We start from the raw sequence: 11,049 nt of genomic DNA on the forward strand, positions 1-11,049 counted from the left end.
CGGACGTGAGTCGGTTTTCGCAAAGAAGCCGACGATCGAATCAGCGCCCAAGCCAACCGGCGCAAGCCGCCCACCGATGCACAACGAACCCACCACGGACGTGAGTCGGTTTTCGCAAAGAAGCCAACGATCGAATCAGCGCCCAAGCCAACCGGCGCATGCCGCCCACCGATGCACAACGAACCCACCACGGACGTGAGTCGGTTTTCGCAAAGAAGCCAACGATCGAATCAGCGCCCAAGCCAACCGGCGCAAGCCGCCTGACCGACACCCATCGGACCCACCACGAACGTGCGCCAACCCCCGCGCCTTCAGTCCGACGCGGTGGCGCCGGCATGGCCGGCGAGCAAGGCGTCGGCGCCCTGCGCGCGCAGCAGGTCGGCCACGCGCTGCCCCAGCGCCTGTGGTGCATCGGGCGTGGCGCTGGCCTCGGCGCGCAGCAGGCGGCCCGATTGCACGTCGCCGACCAGCCCCCATAACGTGAGGCCGGTCTCGGTTTCGAGCGCATGGCCGGCGATCGGCACGTTGCAGCTGCCGTGCAGCGCCGTGCTCATCGCGCGCTCGGCGTCGGTGCAGCGGCGCGTGGCGGCATCGTTGAGCGGTGCCACCCACGCGGCGGCCGCGGCATCGTCGGTGCGTGCTTCGATCGCGATCGCGCCCTGCCCGACCGCGCATAGCCAATCCGGCGCGCACAGGCGCGAGCGGATGCGCGCCGCCAGGCCGAGGCGGTCGAGGCCGGCGCAGGCCAGCACGATCGCGTCGTAGTCGCCGGCATCGAGCTTGGCCAGCCGCGTGTTGACGTTGCCGCGCAGGTCGACGATGCGCAAGTCCGGGCGCAGCGCGCGCAACTGCGCCTGGCGGCGCAGCGACGAGGTGCCGACGCGGGCGCCGGGTGGCAGCTCGGCCAGTTGCTGGTGGCGCACGCTGACGAACGCATCGGCCGGATCGGCGCGCTCGAGCACGGCGGCGATCGCGAAGCCCGGCTCCAGCGTCATCGGTACGTCCTTGAGCGAGTGCACGGCAATGTCGGCGCGGCGTTCCTGCAGCGCGATCTCGAGCTCCTTGAGGAACAGGCCCTTGCCGCCGATCGCGGCCAGCGGCCGATCGAGGATCTGATCGCCGCGCGTCGTCATCGGCACCAGTTCGACGTGCAGGTCGCGGTGCGCCGCCCGCAGGCGCGCGGCGACGTGTTCGGCTTGCCACAGCGCGAGCGCGCTCTGGCGGGTGGCGATGCGTAGCGTGTTCATAGTGTCTTGATGAGTTTGCGCAGCATGGGCAGGTTGCGCCGGCTGATCTCCAGCGGCGCGTCGACGCCGGCGACGACCGCCACCAGGTGTCCCTGCGCGTCGCGCTTGAGGCCGGTGAGGCGTTCGCGCGCCACGAGGCAGTTGCGGTGGATGCGCACGAAACGCTCGCCGAACTCTTCTTCCAGTGCCTTGAGCGGTTCCTCGATCAGCAACTGGCCGCCCTGGTGGCAGACGATCACGTACTTGTCCTCGGCCAGCAGATAGTACACATCCCCGATCGGGATCAGCAGCAGGCTGCCTCGTACGCGCGCGCACAGGTGCGAGCGCGCCGCGCCAGGTGTGCGGGCGGTGGCGCGGGTGTCCTGCGCAGTCCAGCGCCGCGCCTTGTCGAGCGCAGCACGCAGGCGTTCGCTGCGCACGGGTTTGAGCAGGTAGTCGACCGCATTGGCCTCGAATGCCTCCAGCGCGTGGTCGCCGTAGGCCGTGCAGAACACCACCGCCGGTGGCGATTCGAAATCGGCCAGGTGGCGCGCGGTTTCCAGGCCATCGATGCCGGGCATGCGGATGTCGAGCAGCACGAGCTCGGGTTGCAGTCGTTCCACTGCCGCCAGCGCGGCCGCGCCATCGCCGGCCTCGCCGACGACATCGACGCCGTCGATTTCGGCCAGCAGCGCGCGCAGGCGCTCGCGTGCCAGCGGTTCGTCGTCGACGATCAGTGTCTTCATCGGCCTGCTTCCTCCGGCAGCCGCACGCGCACGACGAAGCAGTCGGCCTGCGGCTCCACGCGCAGCTCGGCGCGCGAGCCGAAATGGTAGCCGATGCGCGCACGCACGTTGGCCAGTGCGATGCCGTTGCGGCTTGCGCTGGCGCCGGTCGGCAGCGGATTGGTGAACACGATGTCGACCATGCCAGCGTGCCGTTCGCCGCGGATCGACAGCGTGCCGCCGGCGGGCAACGGCTGGATGCCGTGGTAGATCGCATTCTCGACCAGTGGTTGCAGCAGCAGGCGCGGCAGCGGCAGGTCACGCGGCAATGCGCCGACGTCGAGTTCGACGCGCAGGCGCTCGCCGAGCCGCAGACGCTCGATGTCGAGATAGCGGTCGATGAGGTCGAGCTCCTCACCAAGGGTAGCGGGTCGGCTGTCGGGGCCGAGCGCGGCGCGGAACAGCTCGGCGAGGTCTTCCACCGTGCGCTCGGCGGCCTCCGGCCGGCTGCGGATGAGGCCGGCGATCGTGTTCATGCTGTTGAACAGGAAATGTGGCCGGATGCGCGCCTGCAGCGCCTCGACCTGGGCCTTGGCGGCCGCCTGCACGCGCTCGCGCCACTGCTCGAGCACGAACAGGTAACGCAAGGTGGCGGCCGCGATCAGCGCACTGATCGCCGCGTTGGCGAACACGAAGCGCGCGGTTTCGCTGACCGGCACGGTCAGGTTGAGGGCCAGCGATTGGTCGATGCGGCACACCACCCAGCTCGCCAGCGTGGTGGTCACGACGGCCATGCTCCAGGCCACGACGAAGCCGATCGCGGTGAGCAGGCGCTGCAACGGCTCACGCAGCGAACACAGCACGACCGCATCGAGCAGCACGAGCCATTGCACGTAGACGCTGGTGGTGGCCAGCCGCGGCAGCCATTCGCGCGGGCTGTCCTGCGGCGCCAGCACGATCACCAGCGCCACCAGCTCGCCGATGATCATGAGGACGAACAGCGTCGGCGTGCTGCAGAACGTCGGCATCCATGCGCCCGACGCAGGTGACGCGCGATCGGCAGCGGCGGCGCGTCGGGTCATCGCCGTTCACGCGAACAGGTGGGCGCCGATCCAGGCGCGCAGATCGGCGATTTCCTCCAGGCACACCTGGTGCGCCATCGGATAGCCGTGCCAGGCCACCGTATGCCCGCGCACGAGCAGTGCGTCGCGCGCGGCCATGCCCAGCGCCTGCGGCACCACCGGATCGAGGCTGCCATGGGCCATGAAGATCGGCAGGTGCGCGTTCGCCGGCGCGCCTTCCGTCGCCAGGCGCTCGCCGAGCATGAGATAGGTCGACAGCGCGACGATGCCGGCCAGCGGTGCCGGATGACGCAGGCCCGTGGCGAGTGCGACCGCGCCGCCTTGCGAGAATCCGGCGAGCAGGACGTGGCGCGAGGACACGCCCCGCGCCACTTCGCGCGCGATGAGCTGCTCCACTGCCGCGATCGAGGTGCGCAGGCCGGCTTCATCCTGCTTGTCCTCGATGCGCACGCCGGCGATGTCGTACCAGGCACGCATCGGCACGCCGCCATTGACCGTGACCGGCCGCACCGGTGCATGCGGAAACACGAAACGCAGCGCCGGCCAGTCCCGATCGACCAGTTGCGGGATGATCGGGGTGAAGTCGTTGCCATCGGCACCCAGTCCATGCAGCCAGATCACGGCATGCAGGGGCTGTGCGGCGGTCTCGATCTCGACGCAGGGCAGGCTCACGCGGTTCTCCATGGGCGGCAAGGCTGCAAGGCTGCCCGCAGCCGATGCGTTTGCCAAGCGCCCTCTGACTTTCGACCCGGGCCGGGCCGCGGCTGCGGCGCTATCCTGCCTGCTTTCGGCAGCGGGGATTGACTCATGCAGCGCATCTGGCTGGCCGCCTTCACGGCCCTGCTCACCCTGATCGGCGCTCCGCTGCGGGCGACCACGCTCGAGCAGGCGATGGCCGATCCCGACTGGATCGGTCCGCCGGTCGAACGCCCGTACTGGAGCGTCGATGGGCGCAGCGTCCATTACTGGCTCAAGCGCGCGGGCTCGCCCGTGCGCGACCTGCACCGCGTCGGACTTGCCGATGGCAGCGACGTGGTGGTCGATCCGGCGGCGATGGCCACCAGTGACGGCGCCGACGCGGTCCCCGATCGCAGCGGCAGCCGTGCGGCGTTCGTGCGCAACGGGGATGTCTTCATCCGCGAGCTTGCCAGCGGTCGCCTGACCCAGGTCACGCGCTCGCCGCAGGTCGAATCCTCACCACAGTTCTCGGCCGATGGCCGCGCGCTGCACTACCGCAGCGGCGACGACTGGTTCGTCTACGACATCGCCGCCGCGGTCAGCACACCGGCCGCCGAGCTGCGCCTGCAGAAGGACCCGCAGGCCAAGCAGCCCGATGCGCTGGAAGCGCAGCAACTGCGCTATTTCGCCACCTTGCGCCAGCTCAAGGCCGACCGCGAGGCGCGGCGGCAGCATGTCGAGACGTTCACCAACGGCGATCCCACGCGGGCGCCGCTGCCGTTCTATCTCGGCGACGCGGTGCAGGTGCAGGGCAGTTCGTTGTCGCCCGACGGGCGCTGGCTGCTGGTGGTGACCTCGCCCAAGGGTTACGACGCCGGCAAGCAGGGCAAGCTGCAGCGTTTCGTCACCGAATCGGGCTACGAGGAGCAGGAGGACGAGCGCACGCGCGTGGGCCGCAACGACCCGGCGCCGCAGTCGCTGCTGCTGCTCGACCTGCGCGGGCACAGCCAGCGCGCGCTGGCCATGGATACGCTGCCCGGCATCCACGACGACCCGCTCAAGGCCGTGCGCGAGGAAAATGCGCGGCATGCGGCCCAGCAGGGCAGCGCCAGCGACGCGGCCGCTGCGCCGGCCAGCACCCGCGCAGCGACGCGCACCGGTACCCGCGTCAAGGCCAAGGCCGAGCCTGCCGAACCCAGCCAACGCGCCGTGCGCATCGTTTCGCGCGGCGATGATGGCGGTGGCGGCGGCATCGTCTGGAGCGAGGACGGCAGCCAGCTCGCGATCCAGATCCGTGCGATCGACAACAAGGACCGCTGGATCGTGAGCGTCGACCTGGCCAAGGCCACGCTGCGCAGCGAACACCGTCTGACCGACCCGGCCTGGATCAACTGGAACTTCAACGATTTCGGCTGGGCCCGCGACAACCGCACGCTGTGGTACCTGTCCGAGGAATCGGGCTATTCACAGCTCTACACGCGGCCGATCGGCGGCCAGGCGCGTGCGTTGACCCACGGCACGTTCGAGGTGTCGTCACCGCTGCTGTCGCCCGACGGGCGCTGGTTCTACCTGCGTGCCAACGTCGAGGCGCCCTACAGCTACGACCTGTACCGCGTCGCACTCGACGGCGGGCCGCTCGAGCGCATCACGCGCTTCAAGGCGATCAACGACTTCGCATTGTCGCCCGACGGCAAGCGCCTGGCGGTCAGCCATTCCAGCGCCTACGTGCCGGCGCAGCTCGCCGTGGTCGAGATCGCCGACGGCGCGGTGCGTGAACTCACCGACACGCGCAGCGCGCCGTTCAAGGCCATCGACTGGATCCAGCCGCAGATCGTCGCAGTCCCGTCGAGTCACACCAAGGCGCCGATCTACGCCAAGCTGTACCGGCCACGCGACTTCGATGCGACCCGGAAGCATCCGATCGTGCTGTTCGTGCACGGCGCCGGCTACCTGCAGAATGTGCACCTGGGCTATCCGAGCTACTTCCGCGAGCAGATGTTCCACAACCTGCTCGCCGAGGAAGGTTTTGTCGTGCTCGACATGGACTATCGCGCGAGCGAGGGCTACGGCCGCGACTGGCGCACCGCGATCTACCGCAACATGGGCCATCCCGAGCTCGAGGACCTCATCGACGGCGTGCACTGGCTCGAACAGCACGCTGCCGGCGATCCCGATCGCGTCGGTCTGTACGGCGGATCCTATGGTGGCTTCATGACCCTGATGGCACTGTTCCGCGCGCCCGAGGTGTTCAAGGCCGGCGCGGCACTGCGACCGGTCACCGACTGGGTGCAGTACAACCACGAGTACACCTCCAACATCCTCAACACGCCCCAGATCGACCCGCTCGCCTATGCGCGCTCCTCGCCGCTGGAGTTCGCCGAGGGCCTCAAGGGTTCGTTGCTGATCGCGCACGGCATGATCGACGACAACGTGCTGTTCGAGGATTCGGTGCGGCTGTACCAGAAGCTCATCGAGTTGCACAAGGACGATTTCGAACTGGCCGGTTACCCGCTCGAGCGCCACGGCTTCGTGCATGCCGATTCGTGGCTCGACGAGTACAAGCGCGTGCATCGCCTGCTGCGGACGCGCCTGCAATGAGCGCGCGGCACGTTCGCGCGACCGGCGCTGGCGCCGCCTGGCTGGCCACGGTGCTGCTCGCCGGCTGCGCCGCGCCGGGCACGCGGCTCGACTGGAAATACGACCATCATCTGGGTTGCCGGCTCGACGAGCAGGCATTGGGTCGCGACACGCTCTATTTCGGTCGCGCGATCAACGGTGGTGGCGAGGTCGACGATGCGGCCTGGCAGCGCTACGCCGACGAAGTGCTCGCGGTGACGTTCCCGCAAGGCTACAGCGTGGTGGCGGCGCAGGGCCGCTGGCGGGATGCGCAGGGCCGGCTGCTGAGCGAAGGCACGCGCATCGTGGTCGCGATCCACGTCGACGATCTCGCCGCCGACGAGCGCGTGCGCGCGGCGATCGCGCATTACCGCGAGCGCTTCGCCCAGCAATCGGTGCTGCGCGAACGCGGCAACGTCTGCGTGACGCGCTGAGGACGCGGGCGATCGGGCCCGCACCACGCAAACGGGCCGGCGCATGGCCGGCCCGTGACGGTGGCTTGCCGACGATGAACCTCAGCGCTTCATCGCGCCGAAGAACTCGTCGTTGGTCTTGGTGTTCTTCATCTTGTCGAGCATGAACTCCATCGCCGCCAGTTCATCCATCGGATGCAGGAGCTTGCGCAGGATCCAGATCTTCTGCAGTTGATCGGGGTCGATCAGCAGATCCTCGCGGCGCGTGCCCGAACGGTTGATGTCGATGGCCGGATACACGCGCTTCTCGGCGATGCGGCGGTTGAGGTGCACTTCCATGTTGCCGGTGCCCTTGAATTCCTCGTAGATCACCTCGTCCATCTTCGAGCCGGTGTCGATCAGCGCGGTGGCGATGATCGTGAGGCTGCCGCCTTCCTCGACGTTGCGCGCCGCGCCGAAAAAGCGCTTGGGCCGCTGCAGCGCATTGGCGTCGACACCGCCCGTGAGCACCTTGCCCGAGCTCGGCACCACGGTGTTGTAGGCACGCGCCAGGCGCGTGATCGAATCGAGCAGGATCACCACGTCCTTCTTGTGCTCGACCAGGCGCTTGGCGCGCTCGATCACCATCTCGGCCACCTGCACGTGGCGCACGGCCGGTTCGTCGAACGTCGAGGCGACGATCTCGGCGCGCACGCTGCGCTGCATTTCGGTGACTTCTTCGGGACGCTCGTCGATCAGCAGCATGATCAGGTGCGCGTCGGGATGGTTGTGGACCAGCGCCTGGGCGACGTTCTGCAGCATCATCGTCTTGCCGGCCTTGGGCTGGCTGACGATGAGGCCGCGTTGGCCGCGGCCGATCGGTGCGACGAGATCGAGGATGCGGCCCGTGATGTCCTCCGACGAACCGTTGCCGCGCTCGAGATGGAATGCCTTGCGCGGGAACAGCGGCGTCAGGTTCTCGAACAGCACCTTGTTCTTGGATGCTTCGGGCGGCTCGCCGTTGATCGTGTCGACCTTGAGCAGCGCGAAATAGCGCTCGCCCTCCTTGGGCGGACGCACGCGGCCGGTGATGTAGTCGCCGGTGCGCAGGTTGAAGCGGCGGATCTGCGAGGGCGAGATGTAGATGTCGTCGGGACCCGCCAGATAGCTCGCATCGAAACCGCGCAGGAAGCCGAAGCCGTCCTGCAGGATCTCGAGCACGCCCTCGCCGTAGATGCCACCACCGGCGCGCGCATGCGCCTTGAGCACGAGGAAGATGATGTCCTGCTTGCGCGCACGCGCGACACCTTCCTGGATGCCGAGTTCCTCGGCGAAGGAGAGCAGGTCGGCCGCAGTCTTGCGCTTGAGCTCGTTGAGGTCGATCAGTGGTCCGGTGGCGAGGTTCTTCTCGTCGTATTCCTCGTCATCGAACTGCGGATTGTTGCGGCCGCCCTGCGCGTTGCCGCCGCCGCCACCGCCGCCATGGCGATTGCGGCGGTCGCGCCGGTTGCGGCGCCCGCCCTGGCCCTGTTGCTGCTGGCCACCTTGGCGCTGACCTGGTTGCCCCTGCGCCTGGCCATCACCGCCTGCCGGCTCGCCGGAGCCGGCTTCGGCGGCCGCGGGTGGCGGCGCGGAATCGGGTTGCGCTGCCGCTGCCGGTGGCGGTGGCGCGGCCTCGGCCGTGGTCGCGGCGCTCGATGCGCGCGGCGCGCGCTGGCGCGGTTGAGCACGGGTTTCGGGAGCGGCCGGCTGGCCGCCTTCGGGAGTTTCGTTTTCGGACACGGGCAAACCTCGCTGGGCGCCGTTGCAGGAACAGGGGAGGGAATGAACCGGAAAGGAAGCGCGCCGTGCGAGCGGCTGCGGCGTTCGGTGGTCAACTTAGCACCGCGTTTCGCGGGCGTCCAGCAGGGAACGGGGGTGGCGCGGCGGCAAGGCGGTGCGCCCGGGGCGGCGCATGCGGCATGCCGCGGCCGCCGATTCGCTGTCGTTCAGGCGATCGCCTTGTCGATGATCTGCGCCAGCTGGGTCTTGCTGACCGCGCCGATCTGGGTCGCCTGCACCTTGCCGTCCCGGAAGATCATGAGGGTCGGGATGCCACGCACGTTGTAGGCGCGCGGGGTCTTCTGGTTGTGGTCGATGTTGATCTTGGCCACCTTGAGCTTGCCCTGGTAGCTCGCGGCCAGGTCATCGAGCATCGGCGCGATCATCTTGCACGGTCCGCACCATTCGGCCCAGAAGTCGACCAGCACGGGCTCGCTGGACTTGAGGACCTGTTCCTCGAACTGGTCGTCGCTGATCTGGGCAATGTGTTCGCTCACGGGGAAACTCTCCAGGAAACGGGCTGCGCGCGTCACGGGCGGGGTTGCGCTACACTTGCGGACTGCGCCGGCGTGCGCTGTCGAAGTAACGGGCGGGGTGCAGACTGCATTTGAGCCCAAACCGCCGGAACGCGCAAGTTGGGGATGCCCTCGCCACGACTCAAGGGCGCGCCTCGTGCCTTTGCCAGGGTGCGCCACGTATGCCGCGGCCCTTGGCTTGGTCGCCCTCACCACCAGATGACGTCCATGTCACAGCAACCACTGACCGATATCACCTTCGAGAGTTTCAATCTGCACCCCGACCTGCTGTCGGGTCTGCATGCCGCCGGATTCACGCGCTGCACGCCGATCCAGGCGTTGACCCTGCCGGTCGCGCTGGCCGGGCGCGATGTCGCCGGACAGGCACAGACCGGTACCGGCAAGACCGGCGCCTTCCTGGTCGCCGTGCTCGATCGCCTGCTCAAGCGGCCGGCGCGCAACGACCGCAAGCTGACCGACCCGCGCGCGCTCGTGATCGCGCCGACCCGCGAGCTGGCGATCCAGATCGACAAGGATTTCCACAACATCGGCCGCGACACCGGCCTGCGCTCGGCCCTCATCTACGGCGGCGTCGACTACGACAAGCAGCGCGAGGCGCTCAAGGCCGGCTGCGATCTCATCATCGCCACGCCCGGACGCCTGATCGACTACCTCAAGCAGCACGTGTTCTCGTTCAATGGCATCGAGGCCGTCGTGCTCGATGAAGCCGATCGCATGTTCGACCTGGGCTTCATCAAGGACATCCGCTTCCTGTTCCGGCGCATGCCGCCGCGCGAGGAGCGCCAGAGCATGCTGTTCTCGGCCACGCTGTCGCATCGCGTGCTCGAGCTTGCCTACGACCACATGAACGAGCCCGACAAGCTCACGGTCGAGGCCGACCAGATCACGGCCGACCGGGTGCGCCAGCTGGTGTATTTCCCGGCCCGCGAGGAAAAGCTGCCGCTGCTCATCAACCTGCTGTCGCGGCTCGACACCCACCGCAGCATCGTGTTCGTCAACACCAAGGTCGCGGCCGAGAAGGTCACGCGCGCGCTGGAACGGCAGGGCTTCGGCGTGGCCACGCTGTCGGGCGACGTGCCGCAGGCCAAGCGCGAACGCTTGCTGGCCAAGTTCAAGCGCGGCGAGATCGAAATCCTCGTCGCCACCGACGTGGCCGCGCGCGGCCTGCACATCCCCGATGTCAGCCACGTGTTCAACTACGACCTGCCGCAGGACGCCGAAGACTACGTGCACCGCATCGGGCGCACCGCGCGGCTGGGCGCCGAGGGCGACGCGATCAGCTTCGCCTGCGACCTGTACGCCGTGTCGCTGCCCGACATCGAGGCTTACATCGAGCAGAAGGTGCCGACGGCGGCGATCACGCCCGACCTGCTGCAGGCGCCGCCGCCGCGCGAGCGCAAGCCGATGCCCAAGGCCGATGCCGACGCCGAGGCCGAGGCGGCCGACGATGCGCGCAATACCGCCGGCCCGCCCAAGGCTGCCGCGGCTGCGCCGCGCTCGCGGCGTGCTCACGACGGGCCGCGCCCGTCCCGTGGCGCACGGACCGCGGGCGAAAGTCGCGGCCCACGCCGCGCCCACGACGCGCAAGGCGCGGCGGCTCGCGATGACAGCGGCACGCCAACCGTCGCTGCGGCCGCCGCGGCGCCCGCTGGCGCCGCCGCTGCGGTGCTGGCCGATGGCGAGGCTCCACGCAAGCGTCGCCGCCGCGGCGGTCGCGGCCGCAACAAGCAGCGCAATGGCGAAACGGCGCCGACGACGGCCGCTGCCAACGGCAATGGCCAGGGGCGTGACACCCCCTCGCGCGAGGGCGAGGGCCGCAAGCCGCGCCGCGAGCACGCGCGCACGCAGCCGACCGAGATCGTGCCCCAGCATGTGGCGCCACCGAGCGCCGCCAAGCAGGGCTTCTTCCGCCGCATCGGCCGCTTCTTCGGGCTGCGCTGAGTACAGCCGCGCGGTCGAGGGACTGCCGCGGC

The 11,049-nt window shown here is 69.0% G+C and carries 9 protein-coding genes; 3 read left to right on the plus strand and 6 right to left on the minus strand.

What is annotated here, in order from left to right; genetic code table 11:
• Positions 1-311 precede the first annotated feature (311 nt).
• Genes hemC through KF903_RS10770 form a run of 4 tightly spaced genes read right to left on the minus strand, consistent with a single transcriptional unit; the run spans position 312 to position 3,717 of the window.
• Positions 312-1,247: a hydroxymethylbilane synthase gene (gene hemC, locus KF903_RS10755; protein WP_291214495.1), complete on the minus strand. Its 936-nt coding sequence runs from the start codon at positions 1,245-1,247 to the stop codon at positions 312-314.
• Positions 1,244-1,972: a LytTR family DNA-binding domain-containing protein gene (locus tag KF903_RS10760; protein ID WP_291214497.1), complete on the minus strand. Its 729-nt coding sequence runs from the start codon at positions 1,970-1,972 to the stop codon at positions 1,244-1,246. The genes hemC and KF903_RS10760 overlap by 4 nt, the downstream gene beginning before the upstream one ends.
• Entirely contained in the window at positions 1,969-2,979 is a 1,011-nt protein-coding gene (locus KF903_RS10765; protein WP_291214499.1) for a histidine kinase, read from the minus strand. The genes KF903_RS10760 and KF903_RS10765 overlap by 4 nt, the downstream gene beginning before the upstream one ends.
• Positions 2,980-3,039: 60 nt before the next feature.
• Positions 3,040-3,717, minus strand: a complete 678-nt coding sequence (locus KF903_RS10770) for a carboxylesterase (RefSeq protein ID WP_291214501.1) — start codon at positions 3,715-3,717, stop codon at positions 3,040-3,042.
• A gap of 123 nt (positions 3,718-3,840) precedes the next feature.
• Here KF903_RS10770 and KF903_RS10775 point away from each other — a divergent pair, with 123 nt between their 5' ends.
• On the plus strand, positions 3,841-6,309 hold the full coding sequence (locus KF903_RS10775; protein ID WP_291214503.1) for a prolyl oligopeptidase family serine peptidase: 2,469 nt from the start codon (positions 3,841-3,843) through the stop codon (positions 6,307-6,309).
• Positions 6,306-6,761, plus strand: coding sequence for a DUF3574 domain-containing protein (locus KF903_RS10780; RefSeq protein ID WP_291214505.1), 456 nt, complete (start codon positions 6,306-6,308; stop codon positions 6,759-6,761). The genes KF903_RS10775 and KF903_RS10780 overlap by 4 nt, the downstream gene beginning before the upstream one ends.
• An 81-nt stretch (positions 6,762-6,842) precedes the next feature.
• Here the strand turns inward: KF903_RS10780 and rho are convergent, their stop codons facing one another.
• Together rho and trxA are read right to left on the minus strand one after the other, a co-directional pair.
• Entirely contained in the window at positions 6,843-8,501 is a 1,659-nt protein-coding gene (gene rho / locus KF903_RS10785) for a transcription termination factor Rho (RefSeq protein WP_291214517.1), read from the minus strand.
• Positions 8,502-8,707: 206 nt separating this feature from the next.
• A complete protein-coding gene (gene trxA, locus KF903_RS10790; RefSeq protein WP_291214520.1) occupies positions 8,708-9,037 on the minus strand; it encodes a thioredoxin TrxA in 330 nt (109 codons plus the stop codon).
• A 246-nt stretch (positions 9,038-9,283) separates the two neighbouring features.
• On the opposite strand from trxA, the gene KF903_RS10795 reads away from it, so the two are divergent.
• A complete protein-coding gene (locus KF903_RS10795; protein ID WP_291214522.1) occupies positions 9,284-11,017 on the plus strand; it encodes a DEAD/DEAH box helicase in 1,734 nt (577 codons plus the stop codon).
• Positions 11,018-11,049 lie beyond the last annotated feature (32 nt).

Source organism: Dokdonella sp., from assembly GCF_019634845.1.
Classification (GTDB): Bacteria; Pseudomonadota; Gammaproteobacteria; order Xanthomonadales; family Rhodanobacteraceae; genus Dokdonella_A.

Coding starts and splice junctions, on each gene's coding strand:
- hemC (WP_291214495.1), bottom strand. CDS start 1,247: ATGAACACGCTACGCATCGCCACCCGCCAGAGCGCGCTCGCGCTGTGG.
- KF903_RS10760 (WP_291214497.1), bottom strand. CDS start 1,972: ATGAAGACACTGATCGTCGACGACGAACCGCTGGCACGCGAGCGCCTG.
- KF903_RS10765 (WP_291214499.1), bottom strand. CDS start 2,979: ATGCCGACGTTCTGCAGCACGCCGACGCTGTTCGTCCTCATGATCATC.
- KF903_RS10770 (WP_291214501.1), bottom strand. CDS start 3,717: ATGGAGAACCGCGTGAGCCTGCCCTGCGTCGAGATCGAGACCGCCGCA.
- KF903_RS10775 (WP_291214503.1), top strand. CDS start 3,841: ATGCAGCGCATCTGGCTGGCCGCCTTCACGGCCCTGCTCACCCTGATC.
- KF903_RS10780 (WP_291214505.1), top strand. CDS start 6,306: ATGAGCGCGCGGCACGTTCGCGCGACCGGCGCTGGCGCCGCCTGGCTG.
- KF903_RS10795 (WP_291214522.1), top strand. CDS start 9,284: ATGTCACAGCAACCACTGACCGATATCACCTTCGAGAGTTTCAATCTG.